This is a genomic window from Brevibacillus sp. MER 51 (assembly GCF_023714195.1).
Taxonomy (GTDB): Bacteria; Bacillota; Bacilli; order Brevibacillales; family Brevibacillaceae; genus Brevibacillus.
In genome coordinates this window covers 49,104-72,854 of record NZ_JAMAUS010000019.1, presented here as the reverse complement: position 1 = coordinate 72,854, position 23,751 = coordinate 49,104, and the positions used below count along the sequence as shown (strand labels likewise).

General features: G+C 45.4%; 29 protein-coding genes. 20 read left to right on the top strand and 9 right to left on the bottom strand.

Annotated features, from left to right (window positions below; all coding sequences use genetic code 11):
* Positions 1 to 270 precede the first annotated feature (270 nt).
* Positions 271 to 801 (top strand): GNAT family N-acetyltransferase, encoded by a 531-nt coding sequence (locus tag M3630_RS26970; protein WP_251254129.1) that lies wholly within the window; start codon positions 271 to 273, stop codon positions 799 to 801.
* A 346-nt stretch (positions 802 to 1,147) separates the two neighbouring features.
* Here the strand turns inward: M3630_RS26970 and M3630_RS26965 are convergent, their stop codons facing one another.
* The 3 genes from M3630_RS26965 to M3630_RS26955 all read right to left on the bottom strand — a co-directional run bounded on the left by M3630_RS26965 (position 1,148) and on the right by M3630_RS26955 (position 2,922).
* The gene (locus M3630_RS26965; protein ID WP_251254128.1) at positions 1,148 to 1,393 is read right to left on the bottom strand and encodes a hypothetical protein; all 246 of its coding nucleotides are present in this window, start codon (positions 1,391 to 1,393) and stop codon (positions 1,148 to 1,150) included.
* 63 nt (positions 1,394 to 1,456) lie between these two features.
* Positions 1,457 to 1,993, bottom strand: coding sequence for a hypothetical protein (locus M3630_RS26960; RefSeq protein WP_483298481.1), 537 nt, complete (start codon positions 1,991 to 1,993; stop codon positions 1,457 to 1,459).
* A gap of 50 nt (positions 1,994 to 2,043) precedes the next feature.
* Positions 2,044 to 2,922 carry a YpjP family protein gene (locus M3630_RS26955; RefSeq protein ID WP_251254126.1) on the bottom strand — a complete coding sequence of 293 codons (879 nt, stop codon included), beginning with the start codon at positions 2,920 to 2,922 and terminating at the stop codon, positions 2,044 to 2,046.
* A gap of 225 nt (positions 2,923 to 3,147) precedes the next feature.
* Between M3630_RS26955 and M3630_RS26950 the strand changes: the two genes are divergently transcribed.
* The 12 genes from M3630_RS26950 to M3630_RS26895 all read left to right on the top strand — a co-directional run bounded on the left by M3630_RS26950 (position 3,148) and on the right by M3630_RS26895 (position 13,339).
* Complete coding sequence (locus M3630_RS26950; protein ID WP_047070467.1) at positions 3,148 to 3,717, top strand: FAD-dependent oxidoreductase; 570 nt, start codon at positions 3,148 to 3,150, stop codon at positions 3,715 to 3,717.
* A gap of 220 nt (positions 3,718 to 3,937) precedes the next feature.
* Complete coding sequence (locus M3630_RS26945) at positions 3,938 to 5,707, top strand: BlaR1 family beta-lactam sensor/signal transducer (RefSeq protein WP_251254125.1); 1,770 nt, start codon at positions 3,938 to 3,940, stop codon at positions 5,705 to 5,707.
* A gap of 43 nt (positions 5,708 to 5,750) precedes the next feature.
* The gene (gene blaI / locus M3630_RS26940) at positions 5,751 to 6,149 is read left to right on the top strand and encodes a penicillinase repressor BlaI (protein ID WP_173609004.1); all 399 of its coding nucleotides are present in this window, start codon (positions 5,751 to 5,753) and stop codon (positions 6,147 to 6,149) included.
* Between the two features lie 215 nt (positions 6,150 to 6,364).
* A complete protein-coding gene (gene blaBBI, locus M3630_RS26935; RefSeq protein WP_251254124.1) occupies positions 6,365 to 7,279 on the top strand; it encodes a BBI family class A beta-lactamase in 915 nt (304 codons plus the stop codon).
* A 27-nt stretch (positions 7,280 to 7,306) separates the two neighbouring features.
* Positions 7,307 to 7,987: an FHA domain-containing protein gene (locus M3630_RS26930; protein WP_251254123.1), complete on the top strand. Its 681-nt coding sequence runs from the start codon at positions 7,307 to 7,309 to the stop codon at positions 7,985 to 7,987.
* A 217-nt stretch (positions 7,988 to 8,204) separates the two neighbouring features.
* Complete coding sequence (gene bla, locus M3630_RS26925; protein ID WP_251254122.1) at positions 8,205 to 8,714, top strand: subclass B1 metallo-beta-lactamase; 510 nt, start codon at positions 8,205 to 8,207, stop codon at positions 8,712 to 8,714.
* Between the two features lie 166 nt (positions 8,715 to 8,880).
* The gene (locus M3630_RS26920; protein ID WP_251254121.1) at positions 8,881 to 9,534 is read left to right on the top strand and encodes a hypothetical protein; all 654 of its coding nucleotides are present in this window, start codon (positions 8,881 to 8,883) and stop codon (positions 9,532 to 9,534) included.
* 110 nt (positions 9,535 to 9,644) lie between these two features.
* On the top strand, positions 9,645 to 11,162 hold the full coding sequence (locus M3630_RS26915; RefSeq protein ID WP_173608999.1) for an MDR family MFS transporter: 1,518 nt from the start codon (positions 9,645 to 9,647) through the stop codon (positions 11,160 to 11,162).
* A gap of 12 nt (positions 11,163 to 11,174) precedes the next feature.
* On the top strand, positions 11,175 to 11,702 hold the full coding sequence (locus M3630_RS26910; RefSeq protein WP_173608998.1) for a PadR family transcriptional regulator: 528 nt from the start codon (positions 11,175 to 11,177) through the stop codon (positions 11,700 to 11,702).
* Positions 11,703 to 11,798: 96 nt separating this feature from the next.
* Positions 11,799 to 12,089, top strand: coding sequence for a DUF3817 domain-containing protein (locus M3630_RS26905; protein ID WP_047070474.1), 291 nt, complete (start codon positions 11,799 to 11,801; stop codon positions 12,087 to 12,089).
* A gap of 88 nt (positions 12,090 to 12,177) precedes the next feature.
* Entirely contained in the window at positions 12,178 to 12,375 is a 198-nt protein-coding gene (locus M3630_RS26900; protein ID WP_229087967.1) for a hypothetical protein, read from the top strand.
* A gap of 37 nt (positions 12,376 to 12,412) precedes the next feature.
* Entirely contained in the window at positions 12,413 to 13,339 is a 927-nt protein-coding gene (locus tag M3630_RS26895) for an ADP-ribosylglycohydrolase family protein (RefSeq protein ID WP_251254120.1), read from the top strand.
* 19 nt (positions 13,340 to 13,358) lie between these two features.
* On the opposite strand, the gene M3630_RS26890 is transcribed toward M3630_RS26895, so the two are convergent.
* From M3630_RS26890 to M3630_RS26880, 3 genes are all read right to left on the bottom strand, one after another.
* Positions 13,359 to 13,775, bottom strand: a complete 417-nt coding sequence (locus M3630_RS26890) for a DUF2243 domain-containing protein (RefSeq protein WP_251254119.1) — start codon at positions 13,773 to 13,775, stop codon at positions 13,359 to 13,361.
* Between the two features lie 71 nt (positions 13,776 to 13,846).
* Positions 13,847 to 14,365 (bottom strand): DUF3231 family protein, encoded by a 519-nt coding sequence (locus M3630_RS26885; protein ID WP_251254118.1) that lies wholly within the window; start codon positions 14,363 to 14,365, stop codon positions 13,847 to 13,849.
* 123 nt (positions 14,366 to 14,488) lie between these two features.
* Complete coding sequence (locus M3630_RS26880) at positions 14,489 to 14,845, bottom strand: DUF2512 family protein (protein WP_251254117.1); 357 nt, start codon at positions 14,843 to 14,845, stop codon at positions 14,489 to 14,491.
* A gap of 159 nt (positions 14,846 to 15,004) precedes the next feature.
* On the opposite strand from M3630_RS26880, the gene M3630_RS26875 reads away from it, so the two are divergent.
* Positions 15,005 to 15,859 (top strand): manganese catalase family protein, encoded by an 855-nt coding sequence (locus M3630_RS26875; RefSeq protein ID WP_173608994.1) that lies wholly within the window; start codon positions 15,005 to 15,007, stop codon positions 15,857 to 15,859.
* A 72-nt stretch (positions 15,860 to 15,931) separates the two neighbouring features.
* Here the strand turns inward: M3630_RS26875 and M3630_RS26870 are convergent, their stop codons facing one another.
* Both M3630_RS26870 and M3630_RS26865 read right to left on the bottom strand, forming a co-directional pair.
* Positions 15,932 to 16,918: a hypothetical protein gene (locus tag M3630_RS26870; RefSeq protein WP_251254116.1), complete on the bottom strand. Its 987-nt coding sequence runs from the start codon at positions 16,916 to 16,918 to the stop codon at positions 15,932 to 15,934.
* The gene (locus tag M3630_RS26865; protein ID WP_251254115.1) at positions 16,908 to 17,486 is read right to left on the bottom strand and encodes a sigma-70 family RNA polymerase sigma factor; all 579 of its coding nucleotides are present in this window, start codon (positions 17,484 to 17,486) and stop codon (positions 16,908 to 16,910) included. The genes M3630_RS26870 and M3630_RS26865 overlap by 11 nt, the downstream gene beginning before the upstream one ends.
* A gap of 187 nt (positions 17,487 to 17,673) precedes the next feature.
* On the opposite strand from M3630_RS26865, the gene M3630_RS26860 reads away from it, so the two are divergent.
* The 6 genes from M3630_RS26860 to M3630_RS26835 all read left to right on the top strand — a co-directional run bounded on the left by M3630_RS26860 (position 17,674) and on the right by M3630_RS26835 (position 22,968).
* Positions 17,674 to 18,402 (top strand): amino acid ABC transporter ATP-binding protein, encoded by a 729-nt coding sequence (locus tag M3630_RS26860; RefSeq protein ID WP_007715956.1) that lies wholly within the window; start codon positions 17,674 to 17,676, stop codon positions 18,400 to 18,402.
* A gap of 32 nt (positions 18,403 to 18,434) precedes the next feature.
* Entirely contained in the window at positions 18,435 to 19,286 is an 852-nt protein-coding gene (locus tag M3630_RS26855; RefSeq protein ID WP_173608993.1) for a transporter substrate-binding domain-containing protein, read from the top strand.
* A 96-nt stretch (positions 19,287 to 19,382) separates the two neighbouring features.
* Positions 19,383 to 20,036 (top strand): amino acid ABC transporter permease, encoded by a 654-nt coding sequence (locus tag M3630_RS26850; RefSeq protein WP_088906220.1) that lies wholly within the window; start codon positions 19,383 to 19,385, stop codon positions 20,034 to 20,036.
* A 15-nt stretch (positions 20,037 to 20,051) separates the two neighbouring features.
* Entirely contained in the window at positions 20,052 to 20,702 is a 651-nt protein-coding gene (locus tag M3630_RS26845; protein WP_173608992.1) for an amino acid ABC transporter permease, read from the top strand.
* 76 nt (positions 20,703 to 20,778) lie between these two features.
* Positions 20,779 to 22,047, top strand: coding sequence for a sensor histidine kinase (locus tag M3630_RS26840; RefSeq protein ID WP_251254132.1), 1,269 nt, complete (start codon positions 20,779 to 20,781; stop codon positions 22,045 to 22,047).
* A gap of 3 nt (positions 22,048 to 22,050) precedes the next feature.
* Positions 22,051 to 22,968 carry a response regulator gene (locus M3630_RS26835; protein ID WP_173608991.1) on the top strand — a complete coding sequence of 306 codons (918 nt, stop codon included), beginning with the start codon at positions 22,051 to 22,053 and terminating at the stop codon, positions 22,966 to 22,968.
* 54 nt (positions 22,969 to 23,022) lie between these two features.
* Here the strand turns inward: M3630_RS26835 and M3630_RS26830 are convergent, their stop codons facing one another.
* Positions 23,023 to 23,748 (bottom strand): ABC transporter ATP-binding protein, encoded by a 726-nt coding sequence (locus M3630_RS26830; RefSeq protein ID WP_232773613.1) that lies wholly within the window; start codon positions 23,746 to 23,748, stop codon positions 23,023 to 23,025.
* Positions 23,749 to 23,751: the final 3 nt, after the last annotated feature.

The following is a 23,751-nucleotide window of genomic DNA, read 5'->3' as shown; positions in this document are numbered from 1 at the left end:
CAACAGAGCAGTCTACCACGCCCGCCTCTCCATATAAAGCAACAAGAAAAAAGAAAAAACGGGGCCGTCATGCTATTGACAGTCCTCGTTCATATCAGTGAAGCTGAAATTCCCCGCCATTTTTTCCGAAGCTGAGTTGGGCTCCAGAGGCGCTTTGACTGGAAATGCGCTTCTTCCCACGTGGCTTTTCGTCATAGGCTAGTAAACCTTTCTTTATGCAGATATAATAGAAAGAATTTTACGCCAAAATGTACAAGGGGAGTGAAGGCGATGGCTAGGCAACTGTATATAACGAAGCCTTGTGCAGAACTTCAAGCAGAGTATATTTCCTTTTACGAAGAGTGGAAAGAAAGCGGAGAACCTATCGTACCGTGGGTGGTGGATCGGGAGCCCTATGATTTTCCTGCGTATCTGGAATTTCTGGAGAGTGAAAGCAGCGAGGACAATCTTCCGGATGGCTATGTTCCTCATTCGACGTATTGGCTCGTGAATGAGAAGCGACGCATAGTGGGGGCGGTGAATATTCGGCATCGTCTCAACGATCGTCTACGTAAAAACAGCGGGCATATCGGATATGGAATTCGGCCTTCCGAGAGACGCAAAGGATATGCGACGGAAATTTTAGCGCAGGCCTTGCACATCACAAGTGAGTTGGGGATAGAGGAAGTACTGGTGATTTGCGATTATGATAATGTTGCATCGGAGAAAACGATTCGGAAGAACGGGGGAGTTTTTGAGTCAGAATGTACAGATGACGATGGATTGTTAATTCGTCGCTTCTGGATTACACGATCTTCGTAAAAGAATAGGGCTATCTCATTGTCCGTTTACAAGACGTTTAAGATAGCCCTTTCCTTGTTTATTCATCTACCTTGTATGCAATCAACTTGCGTACCCATTGCTCCATCTCGTCAAGGATATAGTCTGGGGGTGGAGTTTTTCCGTCCTTTTTGGGGAGGACGAGCCATTGTAATGGTTTTGGGACATGGAGGATTTTCTCAAGAAGTTGTATCCCTTGATCGTCACTAATGATGTCTCGTAAAAAGATGAACATTCGCTTGTCTAATGTATGGATGAGCTTTCCTTCATATTCTGTACCAGAGATAGTGACAGAAGGGTGCCCGTGCCTCTCAATTCCCCCTAATACTTAAACCCATACAAAATCGTACAACTGGGAAAGTTCAGCTTCAAGGAGATCGGGATCTTTAATAGGGATTGGATATGTGGAAGAGTAGGAACGATCTAAAAAAATTTCTGGGTCCATCTCCATATAGTCTAATACTACCTTGCAAGATGCAGCTTGTTTGTTTTCATGGGTGTATAAAATCTCGTTGATTCTTTTCAAATCCAATTTTTTACCAATCAAAAAACCTATTCGCAGTTCAATTGTCATACACTCCTTATAAAAGAAGAGAAAATCGGGGTATCTAAATTAACTATACATGAATACCCTTTCCTATTTATCATCTACCTTGTATGCAATCAACTTGCGAACCCATTGTTCCATCTCTTCAAGAATAAAGGATGGGGATGGAGTTTTACCGTCTGTTTTTGGTAGAATGAGACATTGTAGTGGTTTTGGGACATGGCAAATTTTCCGAAGAAGTTCTCTCCCGTGATTGTCAATAATGATATCTCTTAAGAAGATTAGCACTCTATTGTCTAACGTATGGATGAGTTTACCTTCATATTCTATATCAGAGATAGTAACGGAAGGGTGCCCATGTCTCTCAATACCGCCTAATACTTCAACCCATACAAAATCATACAATTGGGAAAGTTCAGCTTCAAGGAGATCGGGATCTTTAATGTGTACCTCTTCGGTGGAAGAAAAGGGACGACTTAAGAAAATCTCTGGGTCCATTTCCATAAAGTTTAATACTACTCTACAAGATGCAGCCTGTTTGTTTTCATGCGCGTATAAAGTCTCACGAACTTTGTTACAATCAATTTTTTCGCCAATGACAAAGCCTAGTCGCAGTTCGATCATCACTCACTCCCTTAAAGAAGAAGAGAAATCGGGCTATCTCGATTTCCTATCCATTAATCTTCTCCCCAATGTTCTGGAAATTGATTTTTTCTCGTAATTTTAATCTGACCATGATGCCATTCAAAATTATCATCTTTTTTGTGCCAATGGAAGTCAATGCTTCTACCATTATCTACTCTGTTCATGTGAAATCTTAATAAGTGTTTTTTGTTCCTCTTATTAATAATATTGAAAACTTTCTCACCTTGGTTAATGCCATTTATTTCACCCTTATCTTCTGGCCCGTCATAATCAATATCCCCATCATATTGTTCGTGCAAGGCTTCAACTTCTGCCCATATTTCAGACTCTATTCTTTCTTCAAATTCATCATAAGCCATTCTTTGTATCCTTTTCCCCATTTTTTTCTTGACTGCTTCTTTAAGAGCAAATCTTAGTAAAATGGGTAATATGGTAGGCTGAACTTTTTCTTCGCTTCTAAAACTTGTGCCACTTTGCAATAGTAGAGTTTCTGTTATTTCAGGCAATACCGAAGGCTTTTCAGCTATTTGCTCTTTTACGTCATTAACCAATTTGTTGAGCTCATTTTCATCATCTTGACTGGTGGAAAAATACTCTTCCAGATCCCTTTTAACGTCATCTTCGAGTGAAGTCTTTTCTAAAAATGCTTCTTGAAGATCCCTATCGGATTTCATACCTTTTAGAACAAGGCCTAGGTTGTCGAAAGTATCGGTAAGTGATTTTTCAAGATCATTTTTGTCTTCTGACATGACCTCACTTGAAAATTCGTATTGAAGCATTTCATTCACGGATGATTTGGTTAATACATCTGTCTCAGCAGCAAAACTAGAGGTAAGAACAGTGCTGAATAGCATCATTGAGGCAAGAGAGGTTAAAAACAATCTTTTTCCTTTTTTGATAAAATCAATCATTCTAATCCTCCTATTTCAAATATTTACCAATTAATAGAATAATATAAATTTATGCTTATATCAATTGTTTTTTGAATATGGTGTTGCATTGAAAATAGATAAAGGTGTATTCCGTTCGGCGCTAAATAAAAATCACTGGATAAACTAGTTAATAGATGTTGCCACATTTACCATACTTAGTATATAATTATGTTGTGAAAGTTATTTTGGAAGGGAGAGATTTCTTTGTTTGATATCGTAATTATTGGAGCAGGCCCGGCAGGAGGAAGTGCAGCGTTGTTTGCTGCAAAAGCAGGGAAGAAGACGTTGTTGATTGATAATGACAAAAGCATGACCAAGCGCGCGTGGATGGAAAATCACTACGGCATCATGGAAATCTCAGGCCCAGACCTCATTGAGATCGGGAAAAAGCAAGCAGCGAAATTCGGTGCGGAGCTGGTAGCCGATCAAGTGAGCAATATTACCAAAACAGAGCAAGGCTTACTTGTAGAGACAGCGGAAAAAGGTAGCTTTGAGGCTAAGCATGTGATTCTTGCAACTGGAGCGCTCGTGACTTTGGCAGAAGCGATTGGGGTAAAAACTAAAGAAGGCACGGAGCCACGGATCAAAACCGTTGTCGATGTCGATGCACAAGGAAAGACGAACATTGAAGGAATTTGGGCAGCAGGTACGTGCGCGGGAGTAAGCGTACATACGATTATTACATCTGGTGATGGAGCCAAGGTTGCAATCAATATCATCAGCGAATTGAATGGCGAGCGTTACGTCGATCACGATGTTTTGAAAACAAACTAAATCAATGTTAAAAACACCTTCTTCCCTTTGTAAAGAAGGTGTTTTCCTTTTTCACCCAATCGATGATAACTTGTATCGTGATCTCGTTTTTGACATAATGAAGCTACTGTGCGAATCGACACGAAGAATCCTGTCAGGTTGAAGAGCGTTGCTGCTGCTCTGGAGAATTGATACGGATTCTATTTTTATCTAGGTATAAGTAGGGAGGGAGACAAGTAGCATGTTCGTCAATCATGTGGTGATAAGCTTGATCGTTTCTTCCTGCACGATCGCGCTTATTTTCTTGATTCGAAAAGTATTTCGCTCACAGCTATCGGCGAAATGGAAATACAATTTGTGGTTTCTCTTGTTGGTCGCTTTGACGCCAGTTTTCATCCCGAACTACTTTTTTGATTTTGGAAATCTTTTTGTTTCAGGCATGCATCAACGTAATGAAGCTGGCAGCTCGACGCTCGCCACGCAAGCTCCTATGTTTGAAAATGCGAATTGGGTACAGGATTTAACGTTGTCGGTAAGTCGCTATACATCAGACTCCCTTTCTACGATTTTCGTCAGCTTTTGGGTAGTCGGGATGCTCGTTTGTGCTACCTTCACGTTATCAGCCTGGTTAAAAATCCAGCAGATCAAGCGGACTGCATCTGTGATTACCAACCAAGAAATCATTTATTTGTTTGAACAATGCAAGAAGGATGTAAAAATAACGCGGCATATTGTGTTGGCACAATCCAATCAGGTCAAATCTCCGATGACGTTTGGCGTTTTTAAGACGTACGTTGTCCTTCCCAGTCATTTTGATGAATGGCTGTCGATCAATGAAATGAAATATATCTTTTTGCATGAACTCATGCACCAAAAAAACCATGATATCGTCATGAACTATGTGACCGTCGTGTATCAGCTGTTGTATTGGTTCCATCCATTGGTTTGGCTGGCTTTTCGGGAAATGAGAGTGGACCGTGAAATTGCTTGTGATGTAGCGGTATTGAACTTTTTAGACAAGCGAAATTACTTGGAATATGGTCATACCATCATTAAGTTTTTGGATAAAGAAAGTCGGGCCGGGAATCTCGTTTTGGCCAATCAGCTAAACGGTTCCAAGAAGGCAGTTAAAAAACGCATCGAGAAAATCGCATCTCACAAGGCGGAAACAAAGCTGTTGCACCTGAAAAGCACAGTCATTTTTTCCATCGTGGTCGTATTGGTTGCCAGTCAGGTTCTTGTTGGTTCCGCATTAGCCGACGATCGCAGCCGCTATCATTTCCAAGATGATCGAACTATTTACGAGGATTTGGACAACTATTTCCGTGGCTTTGAAGGCAGTTTTGTCTTATATGATTTGAAAGCCGACCAGTATCGGATTTATAACGAGGCAGGAAGTACACAACGAGTTTCACCCAACTCTACCTACAAGATTTTTCTCTCCTTGTTTGGTCTGGAGACAGGTGTGATTTCGAGAGAAGATTCCCAGCTAAAATGGGATGGAATCCACTATCCATATGAGCAGTGGAACCGGGATCAAGATCTATTTACAGCGATGCGAAACTCCACGACCTGGTATTTCAAAGAGATGGATAAGAACATCTCACCGGATATGATTCAAGCTTTTCTGGAACAATTGAACTACGGGAACGCCAATACATCTGGTGGAATCGGCGAATATTGGATAGAATCTTCCTTGAAGATTTCTCCGGTGGAGCAGGTACAATTATTAAAAGCGTTCTATACAAACAAGTTTGGCTTTCAAGAACATAATATCCAGACGGTGAAAGATTCCATCCGTTTATCGAAAAAGGCGGGTTCGATTCTTTCCGGGAAAACAGGTACGGGCACCGTCAATCAAAAAGATGTGAACGGTTGGTTTGTCGGGTATGTAGAGAACGAGGAAGGCACCTACTTCTTTGCTACCAATATACAAAGCGAAGATGACGCGAATGGACCTGCAGCAGCAGAAATAACCTTATCTATTTTGAAAGCGAAAGGTCTCTACTAGCCTTTGCTCTTACAGTCATTATTTTCGAAAGGGGGAGACTTCAGTGTCTACATCCATGCCAAGTATTTCAGAAGCGGAATGGCGAGTGATGAATGTGCTATGGGAAAGGTCACCGCTGACGGCCAACGAAATTATTTCCTCCTTGGAAGGTCAAACGGATTGGAACCCAAAAACAATACGTACTCTTTTGAATCGTTTGGTTCAAAAAAATGCTGTTGGCGTCAATCAAAACCAAAAAGTCTATACGTTCTATCCGCTGTACTCACAAAATGAATGCCAGCACGCCGAGGCACAGTCTTTTCTGCAGCGGATTTACAGCGGGGCTCTAAAATCAATGCTTGTTCAGTTCATTCAGAAGGAATCTTTATCGGACGAGGAGATTCAGGAGCTTCGTTCCATATTGGATGCGAAACAATCATCGACCGATCATCCCAAAAAATAGAGTGCGCTCTTTCTAGCTGACTTGGAAAAACCATTTACGGTTATCCAGTTTGCTTGAAAGGGCGTCTTTTTTTCAAGAATCTTGCAAGAAAAAGGAGATTGACAGCAATGGATTACACGTGTAATATTATCGTGAAATCAGTTGATTACAAATGTAGTACGATATTACGTGTGTAATACAAAGGCTATACTATTCAAGAAAGAGGTTTGACATCCATGAAAGTTCATCAATCGAGACTGTTCGGATTCACAGTGAAAACGGTTTTACTCACGCTTCTCACGCTTACTGGCTGCTCTTCTGCTGAAAAGCCTGTCGGAAAAACGGAAACGCCGGCATCTGCAATGGACCAAAAGTTCGCAGCGTTGGAGAACAAGTTTGATGCGAGGCTTGGCGTATATGCGATCGACACCGAAACAGATTTGGCAGTTGCTTACCGCGAAGATGAACGGTTCGCTTTTGCTTCTACGTACAAGGCTTTAGCGGCAGGTGCGATCTTGCATCAGAAACCGTTGGAAGAGCTCGACAAAGTCATCACCTACACCAAGGACGATCTCGTTACATATTCACCTATCACAGAAAAACACGTCGCGACCGGGATAACTCTTCGCGAGGTTGCAGACGCTGCGGTGCGTTATAGCGACAACACGGCGGGAAATCTGTTGTTCAAGGAATTGGGTGGACCTAAAGGCTTTGAATCAGCTCTGAGACAGATTGGTGATAGCGTAACGACATCCGAGCGATTTGAGACTGAATTGAATGAGGCAAAACCAGAAGATATTCGCGATACAAGCACACCTAAAGCACTTGCAACGAGCCTCCGAGCCTATACGGTAGGGGATGCGCTGTCGTCTGACAAGCAGAAGATTCTTATCGAGTGGCTGCAAGGCAACACGACCGGAGCCAAGCTGATTCGAGCGGGCGTTCCTAAAGAATGGAAGGTCGGAGATAAGACCGGAGCGGCAAGTTACGGAACGCGAAACGATATAGGGATCATATGGCCACCGAATAAAAAGCCGATTGTCATTGCAGTACTGTCTAGCAGAGATAAGCAGGACGCCACTTATGATGATGCGCTCATTGCTGAAGCTACCAAGATTGTTGTTGACGCACTGACGGCTGCAAAACCGTAAACGATCAACACGTGAGGTGATCACCAGATGATAGAAAATGGTGCATACTTACTCGTAAAAAAAGGGGACCCCAGTCAATTTGCCACGCGCAAATATCTCACGAAGGATCGCTGTACAATCGGGCGGAGGGGGACTAGTTTTCAACTGGACATTACCTTTTCCAGTCCGTACATTTCGAGAATGCATGCAGCCTTTCAAAGGATCGGGAACGATTACAAAATTATCGATCTGGAAAGCAAGCATGGCACAGAGGTAAACGGGACGCCGCTTCATTACTCCTCTCACATTCTTCGTCACGGGGATCAAATCAGCTTGTCAAAAGGGGTAGCCGAGCTCGTCTTTCTACGAGAGGTCAATAGACTGGATGATACGGTAGAGATCCCTTTCACGCAGCCGAAGAACGCATCGCTTTTGTCAGGTTTGGATTTTCATTTGGAGAGAAGAGAAGTTCGTATCGACGGAAATAGACTGCCTTTAACCGGAAAAGATATGGATTTGCTGAAGCTTCTATACAAAAAGGCGAACAAGGCCGTTAGCTTTGAAGAAATTATGCTGACCGTTTGGCCGGAGCGAATACATGAGGGGAATGTCCCGGATGTCGGACGGGTGGAAGTCAATGCGCTCGTGTATCGATTAAGGAAAAAGCTTCGGCACTACGGGCAGCAAATCACGACGATTCCGCGATATGGATATCGCTTGGATGTTTGAAACAGGCAAAAGTAAAATCGACGTTAGAAAGGTGAGATTCGGTTGAAGATTCATAGGGGATGGATAAGTAAAACGATTTGCAGTTTGTTCCTGACAGTGGCCGTAGTCTTGACAGCTTTTTCTAATCAAACGATTGCCCAAACGACAACATCATCTCCCACCTGTCCTGATTGATACAGCCTGGGGGGACACCCAAAAAACGGAAGAGCTCTTACAGATGATCAAGAAGCATTGGAAGAAAGACGTTGTGTTGGCGCTGATTACACATGCACATGATGACAGCATTTCAGGTATCCGTGCGTTACTCGATCAAAAAATAGAGGTACGCAGTACACGTTTGACGGCAAAACTTGCGAAAGAATATGGATATCCCTCCCCCAATCCGACTCTTGATGAAAAGCCAGTAATAAAGGTAGGCGACACCATCTTAGAAGCCTTTTATCCTGGGGAAGGGCATTCGAAAGATAACATTACCGTTTGGCTTCCCCAATCCAAAATATTATTTGGTGGATGCTTCGTCAAAGCATTGGGTGCCAAGGATCTCGGAAATCTTTCTGATGCCAATGTAGAGGAGTGGGATGACTCCGTTCAGAAGGTAATCGAAAAATATCCACATATCGAAACCGTTGTACCCGGACATGGGAAAACGGGAGGCAAAAATTTGCTTGATCACACTATGGAGCTAATTAAACAACATTTCGAGAAGCGAGAAGCTGCTCAGAAATGAATTGTCCAAGGAACTCCTGCAAAACAAACTCCTTCTCAAAACCAACATGAGAAGGAGTTTGTTTATGTAAGGTGTTTTCTTTTTTCTTCCAATCGTCTAAAATTTTGATATAGGCCAGAAGTCATTGCTTTATTACCACAATCATTCAGTCATAGGAGTCCTTATTATGAAAAAAATCATAGGTATTGCCTTGATGGTCGCTTTACTAGGCTTCAACGCCTATTTGTGGCCGACATTGATTCACGCGGTAAAAACCGATGGACGAACGGATACAAAAACAGCGTCTATTTCCCAAAAAGCAGGTATCACCAAACCTGCTATGGATTTGGCCAATCAAAGTCCGCGGGCCGCAAACGTTTCCGCCTATCCGGTTGAAAAGCCTGTGGCTGTGTCAGCACCTACACCAGCTTCAGCGCAAAAACAAAGCGAAGGGAAGCCAAAAACAAAAGCGGGAGCAACTGCAAAAACGAGTAAACCGAAGAAGAAAACACAAAAGACGAAAACCTCAACAAAATCAGTCAAGAAGCAGACTATACGTCCTCAGGTAAACAACGTGCCAATTAACCCGGCCTGGGATGATAACGGCCTCTATGTCGTAGACGATGGAGGACCAGGAAGCAGTTGGGTGGAGCTGTCGGATGGTTCTTTGTTGCGTAAGAGCGACGGGACACGGACATTTAACCTCCCCTATAATAAGAATCCATTCACTGGAGAGATTAAGCCGACAGTGGAGCCGATGTCAGAAGCGGCGTATAAAATGTGGAAGGGTAATCAAGCCCAGCAGCCATCCCCATTTAGCCCGTCACCATTCGGGCGATAATAAACAGAAAAAATGCTCCGAGAATAAGGAGCATTTTTTGGGGGGATGTAGTCAAATTTGAATATAATAACGTATAGTACTTTGATTTGACCACTCAGGAGGGCGAAGTAATGATTGCAAGAGAAAGTAAAGTGAATATGGTGTTAGCCGGGCTGCTGCTAGGTCTCCTGATGGCTTCCATGGACAACACCATTGTCGCGACAGCGATGGGTACGATTGTCGGTGAGATGGGCGGCATGGATAAATTTGTTTGGGTGACATCAGCGTACATGGTCGCTACGATGGCGGGGATGCCGATATTTGGTAAGCTCTCCGATATGTATGGGCGAAAACGTTTTTACGTATTTGGTCTCATTGTATTTTTGTTAGGGTCCATTTTATGCGGGACAGCAAACAGCATCGTTGAATTGAGTATTTATCGGGCGATTCAAGGGATTGGCGGCGGAGCGCTGATGCCGATTGCCTTCACGATTATTTTTGACGTATTCCCGCCGGAGAAGCGTGGAAAGATGACGGGACTATTCGGAGCTGTATTCGGTACGTCCAGCGTATTTGGCCCTTTGCTTGGGGCGTATATTACCGAGTATGTCAGCTGGCACTGGATCTTTTACATCAATGTACCAATTGGTGCCGTGTCCCTCTGGTTGATCTCGATGTATTACAAGGAATCGTTGGAATACCGCAAGCAAAGCATTGACTGGTGGGGAGCGATTACGCTAGTCGGTGCTGTAGTGAGTCTGATGTTTGCACTGGAGCTGGGAGGCAATCAATATGCATGGGATTCGATGCAGATTATTGGCCTGTTCTCTTCCTTTTTCCTGTTGTTTGTGATTTTTCTATTTGTCGAGAAGCGGGCGTCTGATCCGATTATTTCGTTCTCCATGTTCAAGAAGCGGTTATTTGCCACGACAAATGCGATTGCACTGTTGTATGGATCTGCTTTCATTATTGCTACTGTGTACCTGCCGATTTTTATCCAAGGGGTATATGGCGGGTCAGCGACGAATGCCGGATTGCTGTTGACACCGATGATGCTTGGTTCGGTTGTTGGCAGCCAAGTAGGAGGATTTCTGACGACGAAGACCAGCTTCCGCAATATTATGCTTCTGTCCGCCGCCTTTTTCATACCAGGTATTTTTCTTTTGAGTACACTGACGCCTGATATTCCTCGTTCAATCGTGACGCTTTATATGGTGATTGCAGGGTTTGGCGTGGGCTTCTCTTTCTCCACCTTGGGAATTTCAGCGATTCATGGCTTTGATATGCGTCAAAGAGGATCAGCCAGTTCGACGAACTCTTTTTCCCGTTCATTGGGGATGACATTGGGGATCACCGTGTTTGGGATCTTGCAACGTAACTCGTTTGAAAACGGCTTGTTCTCTGCCTTCGGGGGTCAAGGGATGACGAATGCCATGACAGACCCGCGAGCGATTTTGACACCAGAAGCGCGCGAATCCATTCCGGCTCCTGTTTTGGATCAAATGATCGATATTCTCGCTTCTTCGATAGCGAATACGTTTATGTGGGCACTCGTTCCTGCTGTTCTTGCTCTCGTGTGCATTTTGCTGATGGGAAATGATCGGGCGCTGGGGAAATCGCCTTCCGCACCGAAACCGGAACGCGGATAGAGGAGAATCGTGATGAGTCTAAAATTGCTTGTTCTGGGATTGCTGATGGAAGGGGAGAAGCATCCCTATGAGGTTCAGCAGCAGGTGAAGGCTAGAGGGATGGATTGTTACATGAAATACGCCAAAGGCTCCCTCTACTACGCCTTCGACCAACTGGAAAAGAGCGGGATGATTGAGGTCAAAGAAGTCATTCGTGAAACTAGCCGCCCAGATAAGAAGATGTATGGGATCACGCCAAAAGGCGAAGAGCAATTTCAACAGCTTCTCTTGGAAGAACTGCAAAAACCGATGCAACTGACCAATCCGATTTACGCGGCGCTTACTTTTGCTTCGTACGGTGATCCGCAAAAAATGGATGAGGCCTTGGAAGATAATATCCGTGAGGTAAGACGGTTAGCTGGATTATTGGAATCGATCCAGGAGGAAAAAAGAGAAAGACTCAGCTGGGGAGCACGAGCGATTCTGATCGGTGCCATTGAGCATTTGCAGGCAGAGATGCGCTGGATGGAACGCATCCGAGAAGAAGCTTGGGGCCGTTGATTTTGACTATATTATGAACATTGGACTATTTTCATCATTATGATAGTTTTTCGTTTATAATAGTGGTAATTTCAATGGCAAGGATGGTACCCGCACATGATGAACTCTGCCCTCGGACGTTTCCGTCTCATCGGCCTGATCGAAGGTGTCTCGTATTTGGTCCTTCTCGGGATTGCTATGCCGCTCAAGTATTTTTGGGATTATCCAGCCGCAGTAAAAATTGCCGGCTCGCTTCATGGATTGTTTTTTGTCCTGTATATTTTGGCGTTAGCACATGTTACAATGACCAATAAATGGTCTTTCCTGAAAGTAATCGGGGCATTCATCGCTTCATTACTGCCATTCGGCAACTTTGTTCTGGATGCACGCCTGAAAAAAGAGCAGTAAGTATACACATTACGTAAGCCACTAGAAGGCGGGTCATTGTACCCGTCTTTCGTACATATTCAAAAGAGAAAAAATGGAGGGGATCTGTGTGGAGACCAGAATTTTGGCAGGAATTCTTTTGTGGGACGAAGAGGAACAGTACGTTCTTGAAACCGTGATGGAGGACCGTTACAAGCTGGTTCTGCCGCAGATTATCACGCTTGCGAGCACAGAAGAAAAGGTAGCGACAGATGAATTGAATGAACAATACGTTGGTCAAAATGTCATTGCCAGATGCTTTGTTTGATATGAACAGATAATTCTGAAAAAAGGTGTGTGAAAGTGTGGAACTGCTTGACCGCTATACGGGAAGTTTGCTAGGGTTGGCCGCTGGAGATGCACTCGGAACTACTTTAGAATTTCGCAAACCGGGGACTTTCGAGCCGCTTACAGAAATGGTCGGCGGAGGACCGTTCAATTTAAAACCCGGGGAATGGACGGATGATACGTCGATGGCTCTTTGCTTGGCTGAGAGCTTGATTACGCAGAACGGCTTCGATCCGGTTGATCAGATGAACCGATATGTAGCCTGGTTTCGTGAGGGTTACATGAGCTGCAAGGATCATTGCTTCGATATCGGGAATATCACTAAAGAGGCGCTGTGGCGATTTGAGCAGACAAAAAATCCATTTAGCGGATCGGATCATCCGATGTCGGCAGGGAATGGCTCCATGATGAGGTTAGCACCTGTCGCACTCTATTATGCCGATCAACCGGAGCTTGCCATTGATTATTGCGCGCAAAGTTCTCGCACGACACACGCGACGGCTAAGGCAGTAGACGGCTGTCGTTTTTTGGGGGCTTTGCTTGTGGGTGCTCTACAAGGTATTTCCAAAGAGGAGTTGCTTGCTGATTCGTTTTCTCCTGTAGCGGGTTTATGGGAAAAGCAACCGCTTGATCCTGATATCGCCCGTGTTGCGAATGGCTCCTATAAAGAGAAAACGAGAAAAGAGATCAAAGGATCGGGGTATGTCGTCGATTCGCTTGAAGCGGCGCTTTGGGCTTTTTATAGCAGTAGTTCTTTTGAAGAAGGCCTGTTCCTGGCGGTAAACCTCGGGGATGATGCGGATACGACGGGAGCTGTCTACGGTCAATTGGCAGGTGCCTATTACGGAGTAGAGGGCTTGCCTCAACAGATGCGCAAGCTGTTGGCTAAGCGAGAGTTGATGGAGGAGTTCGCGCGGAAATTGTACGAGCACGCCACTCGCTAACCGACAAAATGGAATGGCTTCATTTGGATTTTGTGCGCCTATACAGCAGCCATCCGATCCCAATCAGCAGAAGTGCGAATACATCATAATAAATATCGTATAAGAATTGAGACGGGCCCGGCTTGACGTGATGAATTTGCAGGAGATGGTGGTTAACGATTCCTTCCATCAAGTTAAATATACCAGCTCCGAGGAAAAAACTACTCCAGAAATAGTACGCAGTCCCTACAGGGTTGCTTTTCCACAGAAGAATGCCCGAAATGAAAATGATAACCGTCACGAATAAATGGAAGAAACCGTCACTCATGATCTGATGGTGTCGATCTCCATACATGTCGACACTATGCCACTGTAAGATTTGATGAAAGATAATGCCGTCCAGCATGCCAATGATACCTACTCCAAAGAGAAAGGCACCGATCATTGTTTTTTTCAATCGCGCATCCCCCAGTTCAAAATAGGTAAAAACGATAAGCACTGCCAATCAGACAGTGCTTATCACCAAGATTAGGCATGGACAAGTTCTGGCGCTTGCATATGAAGAGGCGGCGGAACTAACCAGCCTTTTTCTTTTGAAATGCGGAGCAATCTGAGGCCAAATTGGGCTTTTGCAACATGGTACTGACCAAAAAGCATTCCGATATCTTCCCGGATGGACTGAGCCATGATTTGACTGCAGGAAACCAATCCGGCTGCAATGTCTCTCGAAACACCTGCAGCGATCTCTGGGTCACTTATACGAGCACCTGCCGGAATGCTTTCCAGATTCGCTACTGGTCGATCCGGTGGTGCAGGTGGCAATCCAATCCCATTCACTTTGAGCAATTCATCCAGTTGCTCTACTTCTTGTTTCATGCTTCGCGTAATGTCCTCGAGGAAGCCTTTCAGATCATGATCACCAGTATGGTTGAGCGCTGTTTGATAACTAGCAAGCAAGCCCTTTGTTGTTGAAAGATACATCCATACTCCAAATACCTCGCCATAATGCATCGGTTCATTTTGCGGATTGCCTGATAAAATACCCATTAACGTCCTCCCGGTACTCAATAGAGTTTTGATATCCATTCGGGTTCTCCTAACTTTGTGATGTAACCCAAAGATAAGATTTACAAGGGGGGCAGGATATATCCCCTCAAAGGAAGAGGAGAATTATTTACCGGGTTCTTTCTGGACGCGATTATGATCGTATATCCCCAAATAGCGATGGTATACAAGTTCTGCCACACCTAAAAGGGCTACCGTAATGATTAACTCGCCAAAACTTAGTGGCCAATTCAGCCATCTGGCAACTGCCCATAAATAAATCCCAGCGATCACTGCATCTGCAATCGTGGCCGTAACATTATTGGTAGCTCGTAATATCAATTGATCGCCAATCAGATAGGCAATGATGGTTAAGCCGAGTGCCGTTAAAATGGCGGATGTCCAGGATGCATTTGCAAACCACCATAAACAAGTGACAACAATAATACCGTTAACAGCAGCCTTAATTAAAAATCGAGTCATTTTTATTCTCCTCCCTTTATAGTCCTTATGGTGCTTACTGTTTTACAAAATAGTCGGGTTTATTCAAGTGCCGTTTTCTTGCTTTTTCCGGTTAAAGTAGATCGTCATCATCCAAACTAAGACCTAGCATTCATCTACTTTGGTGGGAGGTCATCCATTTTGTACTTTTACAAGGAAGATTTGATTAACATGATTGTTCCAGATAAACCAGACCCGGCGGCAGCTAAAGTCATCCAGGAGATTTTGGGTGGTCGTTTTGGAGAAATGCGTACCATGATGCAATATTTTTTCCAGGCTAACAACTTCCGTGGGAATGCCATTCCGTATCGTGATTTGCTTCGGGGTGTTTTTTTGGAAGAAATAGCGCACGTGGAACTTGTACAGCACACGATTAATCAATTGCTGACGGGGAGTGGTGAAGATGTTCCCGGTAATGCGGGGGTTGACGGAGCACCGCTTGATGAGGCAGTCAAGCACGCGAACCCGCACCATTTCATCGTGGGTGCGCAAAGCTCCTTACCCGTCGATGCAGCAGGAAATCCATGGATGGGGAATTATGTGTATAATCATGGAAATTTGATAAGCGATCTTCTCGACAACCTGGTGCTGGAATCAACCGGTGTCCTGCAAAAGTCACGCATTTACGAAATGAGCTCGAACAAAACATTCCGTGAAACGCTTGCTTTCCTAATCGTTCGGGATAACGCCCATCAAAACGCCTTCGCAAAGGCATTGGAGACATTAGGCGTGAACTGGGGCAAGCTGTTCCCTATCCCCAACTACGACATAAACAAGTATCCTGAGTGCCGCAAGTATGTCGAAATGGGCTTCCACAATGCTCAGTTCAATTTCCGCTTGGATAACACTCGTATTGGAGAAATCTTCAACGGGCAGTCACCGAGTAGAAATGGCGGCAGTTTGGAAGTAGTTCCGCCACCTGAGGGCTTCCCGGTTCCTATCATGCCGGAACAGCCAAATGAACACAGTCCAGGACTGTATGATCTGAATGCGTAATAGGTTAAAAGGGAAAAACCAGTCATCGCATAAAGAGCGTTGAACTGGTTTTTTTATCTTTTTTCCTATTTGTTACTGCTGGCTTGCTCTTGCAGCCTGGAGCAGCATTTCTTTGGAAACCGTTGGCGAATCGGTAGCTACACGATACATAATCGGTTGATCTCCATCTTGATCCAACCAAGACAGCTCTTGATACTGACCGGATTCACTGAACAAGAACTGGTCATTTTTCGTGTAATGCGCTTTTTTTCCACTGATAGCTATTGCATCGTATTTTGTTGTTTCTGGTGTACTCAATTGTACATCTAGCTGTTCTTTCGGTAATTTCTCGACCGTGACAAAGATGCGTTCTTTCTGCTCGTTCTCATACACGCTCGTATAGGCTTCGATAGGAGAAGTCGTCTGTGGAACAACTTTCCATACGACATTTTTACCTGTTTCCTTGCTTTCTTCTTGAAGCTCATGCAGCCACTGCTGGCCTTCTTGACCCATCATGACGCCATACGGAGTACCTTGTTTGCCCTCAAGGAATGAGAAGCTATCAGGAAGCTGGTGTGGCAGCGCATGGGAGAGAGAAGCTTCTTCACTAAGGACGGCAGTCCATGCCTTCCAATCTTTCACGACATCCGGCTTTTCTATGCCGATCATGGGGGTTTGTTGAAAAAGAGGGTGCTTCTCTTTTGCAAGCGCTGCGAAATAGACGAGGGCCGTTTCGCCTGTTGCCAGTTTGTTCTCTACGTTTGCCAATTCCAGCCGTATTTCTTTAGGGGTTATTTGCGTCAATGTAAAATCCTTGTGTGCTTGAACTTCCATAAGGACAGAGCCTTCATCAATTTTGTACAACAAGCTGTGTGTCGCATAGCCAAAACCAGTCGTGAGGGCGAACGCTACTGCAACATGTACCAGCTTTGGCCGAAAGCGCATCTCTCTGTGCAAACGCTGCTTGCCAGCGAGCTCCTTTTTGGCTATTCGTTCGATTTTGCTGTCCAGTGCAGGATCAACGTGGACCTTCCCTGCTGCCCACTCATACTCATTTCTCAGCTTTTTTTCAATGAACATGAAAAGATGCCTCCTCACGATTGATTCGATGCTCAAAATGCTCTCTCAACTTTTTCATCGCCAAGTGATGTCTCGATTTCACCGTTCCGAGCGGGATTTGAAGAATCGCGGCAATTTCCTCCAAGGAACAGTTTTGGTAGTAGCGCAGTACGACGATTTCCTTGAGCTTGAAGGATAATTTCTCTACGGCGGGAATGACTTCCAGCTCATCACTGATCGCCCCCAGCTTATCCTCCATACCTGCAACAGGTGCTTCGTAGCCTTTTTCCTTTACCCGCTCCAGCAGGCGGAATCTTCGCCAAATGCTTCGATTCCAATTGCGAACCTGCCGCACAATCAATCCGTTGAACCATGGGATAAAGGGCTGCTCCACATCGTACCTGTCGATGCTTCGAATCAACTCCACGTACACTTCACTCATCATGTCATCTACATCCTGTTTATGCGGCGCCAGAAAATAGATCAGGTTGTAGGAGTACGTGCGAGTTGCTCGATAGACTTCTTGAAAAGCTTCTTCCTCTCCTTGACGCATCCGGATGAGCCAAGGCTTTACATTTTCCTCTTTCATAGGCCGGCCTCCATTCAGGTCTTACATGATATATTGGCTCCCATTCGACTGGTAGGTTCACTTTGTTTTTTTATTGTGTGTTATTAGAAAATTGTAAACAGAAAAACTTTTCTTTGTCTTTTTCAGTAGTTTTGAGTAGTTCGACATTAGTATACAAAATAAGACATAGAGCAGGGGGGATTTAAGGTTGATCAGTTTTCATCAAGTAAATAAACATTACGGAAGCTTTCATGTCCTCAAGAACATCAACCTGCATATCAACCAGGGAGAAGTCGTCGTGGTCATTGGCCCGTCAGGATCGGGTAAAAGCACGATGGTTCGCTGCATCAACAGATTGGAAACGGTTACAAGCGGAGAACTGGTGGTAGACGGGGTGAAAGTGAACGATAAAAACACCGATATCAACAAGCTGCGTCGGGACATCGGCATGGTTTTCCAACACTTCAATCTATATCCGCACAAGACCGTACTGCAAAACATTACGCTGGCACCAACCAAGGTACTGGGCGTATCGCAGAAGGAAGCCGAAGAAACGGCTCTCTACTATTTGGAAAAGGTAGGGATTCCGGAAAAGGCAGAAATGTTCCCAACGCAACTATCTGGCGGTCAACAGCAACGCGTCGCAATCGCACGCGGACTGGCCATGCGACCAAAAATCATGCTGTTTGACGAACCGACCTCTGCACTTGACCCCGAGACAATCGGCGAAGTGCTCGACGTTATGAAGAAGCTGGCGAAGGAAGGCATGACGATGGTGGTCGTGACGCATGAAATGGGCTTTGCCCGCGAAGTGGCAGACCGCATCGTGTTTATGGATCAGGGAACGATTCTCGAAGATTCTACACCAGAGGAGTTTTTCGCAAGTCCGCGCGAAGAGCGTGCGCGTTTGTTCTTGAGCCGGATTTTGAATCACTAAAAAATATAACGATAGAGAAAAGGGGAATTCAGATGAAAGCAAACAAGCTGTGGAAAAAAGTGGCAGGTATGGGTCTCGTACTCATGCTGAGTGCAACTGCGTTGGCAGGCTGTGGTGGGGGTAGTGCAACAGAAGGCGGTGCAAAAGGTACACCAGCTGCAGCAGGTACAGGCACATTGGCAAAAATCAAAGAAAGAGACAAATTCGTAGTCGGAGTGAAGTACGACCTGAACTTGTTCGGCTTGAAAGATCCGGCAACCGGAAATGTAGAAGGCTTCGATATCGATATTGCGAAGGCAATTGCGAAGAAAGTACTCGGGGACGAAAACAAAATCGAACTGAAGGAAGTAACCTCCAAAACACGTATCCCGATGCTGAAAAACGGAGAAATTGACGCGATCATCGCAACGATGACCATTACGGAAGACCGTAAAAAAGAAGTAGACTTCTCTGACGTGTACTTCCTGGCGGGTCAATCTTTCCTGGTGAAAAAGGACAGCTCAATCAACGGTCTGAAAGACATGCAAAAAGGCATGAAAATCGTGACTGCAAAAGGTTCTACTTCTGCGAAAAACATCAGAGCGAGTGCTCCTGACGTAGAAGTACTGGAATTCGAAAACTACGCGGAAGCCTTCACAGCACTCAAAGCTGGTCAAGGTGACGCGCTGACAACTGATAACGCTCTCCTGTACGGCATGGCGAAGCAAGATCCGAACTACCGTGTAACCGAAGAAACCTTCACGGAAGAGCCATACGGTATTGCAATCAGCAAGGGTGACGCTGAATTCGTGAAAACAGTGAACGATTTGCTGAAAGAAATGAAAGAAAACGGTGAATACGACAAGATTTATGAAAAATGGATCGGAACAAAACCTAAAAAATAATGCGGTTCGACTCCATAAAGAATGAGCGGTTTACTCTGCCGCTCATTCCCTTATATCCCCAACTGAATTTTGCACACAAGGAGGATCGCATAAGAGATGATCGATTTTTCTATCTTGTTTGATCACATGGATATGTATCTCGAAGGCTTTTGGAACACCTTGCAGGCGAGCCTGCTTGCTCTCGTCGGGAGCTTTGCGCTGGGGACGCTCTTTGCGATCTTTCGGATTTCTCCGATTCGACCACTCAAGTGGATCGCTACGGCTTATGTTGAGTTTGTGCGTAATATCCCGTTGATTCTCGTCGTGTTCCTCTTTTTTGTGGGTCTACCGGCAATTGGTATCGTGCTGGAGCCTTTTATTGCAGGTACGCTTGGCTTGACAGTGTATACGGCAGCATTTATCGCGGAGACGATCCGCGCAGGCATTCTGGCGATTCCAAAAGGACAGACAGAAGCCGCTCGTTCCTCGGGATTGACGTACGGACAAACGATGCGCTATATCATTTTGCCGCAAGCGATCAAGGTCGTGATCCCGCCGATGGGCAACCAGTTTATCAATCTCGTAAAAAACTCCTCAGTATTAGGTGTGATTGCAGGTCTTGACCTGATGTATTTTGGGGATCTGATTTCCGCTGATACGTTTGTTACCTTTGATGTGTACATTTTTGTAGCTGTTTTCTATCTGATTCTGACCCTTCCGTTGAGCGCGTTCGTCAGTTATTTGGAGCGACGCTTGGCTGGAAGCCGCTAAGAAGGAGGGGACATCATGGACTTTACCGGAGCTTATGCGCCCAGTCATTTGACCTTCCTGCTCGAAGGCTTTTGGGTCACCTTGCAGGTTGCTTTCTTGTCAATTGTCTTCAGCTTTACTATTGCGATTATCGTAGGGGTTTTGCGTTACGCAAAAATTCCCGGAGTCTCACAAGTTCTCGGGACAATCGTAGAGCTGATTCGCAATTTGCCGCTCTTGTTGATTATTTTCTTTACGTATTTTGCTCTCCCGGAAGTGGGATTCAAGCTGGACAAGTTTTGGGCCGCTGTTCTGGCGTTGGTTATATTCGAAGCAGCGATGTTGTCGGAAATCGTGCGAAGCGGTTTAAATTCGGTCGAAAAAGGACAGATTGAAGCTGCACGTTCTTCTGGTCTGAATTATGTCCAGACACTGTGGCATGTTGTCCTGCCACAGGCTCTCAGAAGAATGGTTCCGCCGATTGTGAGCCAATTCATTTCGCTCTTGAAGGATACGTCGCTGGCTGTCGTAATCGCTTTGCCTGAGCTGATGAACCATGCGCAAATCATCAACGGACGCAATGTCAACTACGTCATCCCGACCTTCCTGATGGTGGCAGTGATGTACTTTGTCGTCAACTACGCGTTGTCAGTCGTCTCCAAGCGACTGGAAAACAAGCACGCTTAAGCGTTTTATCTTTGCAGATCTCCGATTCTTAGTAAAATAAGAATAGGAGATCTTTTTCCGTATGAAAGGAGCAGCTATGCGAGAACGCCTTTTGATCCTGTTTATTATCATGCTGGCAACTGCTTTTTTTGGAGAGATGAAGGTAAACCCCGTAGGAGGGTCTTTTCGTTTTTCATTGGGCATCGCTGCTTTCTTTTTTGGATTGCTGTGGTTTTCGTCCGTACCTGTATTGTTGACGGGATTTTTTACAGGGACGTTTATCTTCGGATTTCGCGTCGGAATGGATGTCTTTTTTGCGTACCGTCCGTACATGGAGAGTGTGGCTGCGCATCTTCCCTCCGCCTTTTACTATTTCAGCTTTACCGTTCTGTTTTATTTGCTCCGTGCGCGTAGCTATCGCGAGTTCCCTCTATGGTTGGGGCTGATAGGTGCATCCATTGATTTTATCTCCAATGTGGTAGAGATTCAGGTACGACAGTATTTCACTGATTTTCCTCCGATTACTTGGCAGAGCTTTTTGATGCTTCTCTTCTTTGGGGTTTTGCGCAGCTTTTTTGCTGTCGGCTTGTACAACAGCTTTTCGATCAGGCAGTTGCGGGCTGTGGGAGAGGTGCGTCAGCAAGAGTTGGAGCGTCTGCGGATGATCAATACGGAGCTGTATGAAGAAGCCTTTTACTTGCGCAAATCGATGACGCATCTGGAGGAAATCACGCGCGAGAGCTACCAGCTTTACAGGCGTTTGCTCACCTCGGATCATGCGGAATCCCCGACGGCCTTGGCGATTGCCGAGAATGTGCATGAAGTGAAAAAAGATTCACAACGGATGCTGGCGGGGATTTCCAAGCTGATCAATCAGGAGGGACTGGCACCACAGCTGCCGATCAAAGAACTGTGTGAGTTGGTTGCTCGGGCGAATCAGAAATACGCAGAGATGTTGGGAAAGGATATTCGGATCGAGTGGAGCTGTAACGTCAGCCTGTCTACCAGCCAAATCTATGCGCTGCTCTCCGTGCTAAACAATCTGGTAGCCAATGCAGTAGAGGCGATTCCCACGTCGGGAAGGATTGAGCTGAATGTAAAACTGATTCATCGTCATCTGGTGTTCAGTGTACTTGACAGTGGTCCGGGAATCCCGCTGGAAGAGCAGGAATGGGTGTTTCAGCCCGGGTATACGACGAAATACGATGAACAGGGAAATGCCTCTACCGGAATTGGACTGACGCATGCCCGCGGAATTGTCCAAAGCCTGCAAGGAAGCTTGCGTATTTTACCTGATCAAAAGCAAATGACGCATTTAGAAGTGCAAATTCCGACCGACCAATTGCTCGGAAAGGAGGGAGTGTAAGCAATGATACGTTTCTTTTTAATTGAAGACGATGCGGTAGTTCGCCGCATGCTCGAACGGATTATTCAAGACAGCGGGTTGGGCGAAATTGTAGGACAAGCCAGCGACGGCAGTCACGTATCGATTGATCAGCTGTACGGGGTCGATGTCATTTTGATCGACTTGTTGATGCCGGGGCTTGATGGCATTCAAACGATCAAAAAGTTGCAGGCAGATGGCTTCGCGGGCCGCTTCATTATGGTGTCACAGGTAGAGAACAAGGAAATGATCGGGGAGGCTTATTTGCAAGGGATTGATACCTTTATTCAAAAGCCGATCAACCGCCTCGAAGTGATGGCTGTGCTGAAACGGGTATCGGATTACTTGTCGCTGGAAGCCTCTCTGCAAACCATCCGCAAATCATTGCAAATTCTGGACGTCAAAGCAAAAGAACCGCATACCAGCGGCTTGAAAAGTCAGTCGTCCGATCAGGACATCCTTGCTCAAAAAGCGAGAAAACTGCTGTTGCAGCTAGGGATTGCGAGTGAAGCTGGTGCTCCCGATCTGTTATTGATCATGGAATGGCTCGAACAGGATGAGCGACAAGGAGACAAGCTGCACGAATTGCAGCTCAAGGAACTGTACACACAAATTCTGCTGAAGGTACATGCCAGCTTGGATGAGCATGGAATTACCAAAGAGGTGCGTGCCATGGAACAACGGATTCGCCGGATGGTCCTGCAAGCCTTTACGCATCTTTCCTCATTAGGCTTGACCGATTATGCCAACCCGACCTTTGAACACTTTGCACCAAGACTGTTTGACTTTCAAGAAATTCGCCAACGGATGCAAGAACTGGAGGCGGGCGAAAAAACGACGAAGTGCCGGATTAGTGTGAAAAAGTTTTTATCTGTCTTTTATATGGAAGCAAAGGCGCTATAAATAGCAAAAACGCGGGAGCCGATCTAAACGATCAAAGCTCCCGCGTTTTTTTATTCATGCCTTTGTCTGATTCACAAGCTCGGAAAAGGCACCATATAAACCAATTGCCCCATACTGCTGCTGGTACTCCTTTATCAAGCCATCACGCACGATTTTCCCGTTCATCAAGAAAATAGCTCGATCAGCCACAGCATCTGCCACCTGTAGCTGATGCGTCGTAAAGAGAACGGATTGACCCGCGAGCTTTACTTCCCGCACGAGATCGACGAAGGCATCCATCCAATACGGATCGAGTCCGTTGGTCGGTTCATCGAGGACGACGAGTGCGGGCTTGGCCAATATCGCTTGGGCAAACAGGAGACGCTGCTGCATGCCTTTGGAGAACTGAGACACCCGTTTGTTTCTCACTTCATGCAGTCCCACCATTTTCAGCAGGCGATCTGCCTCTTCTGGGGTGCGATTGCGTAGGGAAGCGTAAAATTCGAGCGTTTCTTTGGCGGTAAGTCCGGCAGAAAATGTAAAGTGATCTGGCATATAACCGATTTCTTGCAGATATTCTACGCGATTATCGTTCCAGTTCAACCCATTTAGCTGAATGGTTCCCGAAGAAGGCGGGAGAATACCGACCAGCATCCGCAGGATCGTACTTTTCCCTGCGCCGTTCCCGCCGCATAAGGCAACGACCTGACCGGGTTCAATGTTCATACTGAATGGGTGGACGATTGTTTTTCCATTGATTTCCTTGGTGACCTGGTCGATAGTAAGTCCTAACATATTCATTGC

What these genes read in the sequence shown, in the direction of transcription:
- M3630_RS26885 (WP_251254118.1), bottom strand. Translation starts at nt 14,365, where the DNA reads ATGGGTATTTTATCAGGCAATCCGCAAAATGAACCGATGCATTATGGC.
- M3630_RS26880 (WP_251254117.1), bottom strand. Translation starts at nt 14,845, where the DNA reads ATGACTCGATTTTTAATTAAGGCTGCTGTTAACGGTATTATTGTTGTC.
- M3630_RS26970 (WP_251254129.1), top strand. Translation starts at nt 271, where the DNA reads ATGGCTAGGCAACTGTATATAACGAAGCCTTGTGCAGAACTTCAAGCA.
- M3630_RS26910 (WP_173608998.1), top strand. Translation starts at nt 11,175, where the DNA reads ATGAGTCTAAAATTGCTTGTTCTGGGATTGCTGATGGAAGGGGAGAAG.
- M3630_RS26845 (WP_173608992.1), top strand. Translation starts at nt 20,052, where the DNA reads ATGGACTTTACCGGAGCTTATGCGCCCAGTCATTTGACCTTCCTGCTC.
- bla (WP_251254122.1), top strand. Translation starts at nt 8,205, where the DNA reads ATGATCAAGAAGCATTGGAAGAAAGACGTTGTGTTGGCGCTGATTACA.
- M3630_RS26945 (WP_251254125.1), top strand. Translation starts at nt 3,938, where the DNA reads ATGTTCGTCAATCATGTGGTGATAAGCTTGATCGTTTCTTCCTGCACG.
- blaBBI (WP_251254124.1), top strand. Translation starts at nt 6,365, where the DNA reads ATGAAAGTTCATCAATCGAGACTGTTCGGATTCACAGTGAAAACGGTT.
- M3630_RS26930 (WP_251254123.1), top strand. Translation starts at nt 7,307, where the DNA reads ATGATAGAAAATGGTGCATACTTACTCGTAAAAAAAGGGGACCCCAGT.
- M3630_RS26870 (WP_251254116.1), bottom strand. Translation starts at nt 16,918, where the DNA reads ATGTTCATTGAAAAAAAGCTGAGAAATGAGTATGAGTGGGCAGCAGGG.
- M3630_RS26905 (WP_047070474.1), top strand. Translation starts at nt 11,799, where the DNA reads ATGATGAACTCTGCCCTCGGACGTTTCCGTCTCATCGGCCTGATCGAA.
- M3630_RS26955 (WP_251254126.1), bottom strand. Translation starts at nt 2,922, where the DNA reads ATGATTGATTTTATCAAAAAAGGAAAAAGATTGTTTTTAACCTCTCTT.
- M3630_RS26840 (WP_251254132.1), top strand. Translation starts at nt 20,779, where the DNA reads ATGCGAGAACGCCTTTTGATCCTGTTTATTATCATGCTGGCAACTGCT.
- M3630_RS26915 (WP_173608999.1), top strand. Translation starts at nt 9,645, where the DNA reads ATGATTGCAAGAGAAAGTAAAGTGAATATGGTGTTAGCCGGGCTGCTG.
- M3630_RS26855 (WP_173608993.1), top strand. Translation starts at nt 18,435, where the DNA reads ATGAAAGCAAACAAGCTGTGGAAAAAAGTGGCAGGTATGGGTCTCGTA.
- M3630_RS26830 (WP_232773613.1), bottom strand. Translation starts at nt 23,748, where the DNA reads ATGAATATGTTAGGACTTACTATCGACCAGGTCACCAAGGAAATCAAT.
- M3630_RS26850 (WP_088906220.1), top strand. Translation starts at nt 19,383, where the DNA reads ATGATCGATTTTTCTATCTTGTTTGATCACATGGATATGTATCTCGAA.
- M3630_RS26865 (WP_251254115.1), bottom strand. Translation starts at nt 17,486, where the DNA reads ATGAAAGAGGAAAATGTAAAGCCTTGGCTCATCCGGATGCGTCAAGGA.
- M3630_RS26835 (WP_173608991.1), top strand. Translation starts at nt 22,051, where the DNA reads ATGATACGTTTCTTTTTAATTGAAGACGATGCGGTAGTTCGCCGCATG.
- M3630_RS26920 (WP_251254121.1), top strand. Translation starts at nt 8,881, where the DNA reads ATGAAAAAAATCATAGGTATTGCCTTGATGGTCGCTTTACTAGGCTTC.
- M3630_RS26965 (WP_251254128.1), bottom strand. Translation starts at nt 1,393, where the DNA reads ATGACAATTGAACTGCGAATAGGTTTTTTGATTGGTAAAAAATTGGAT.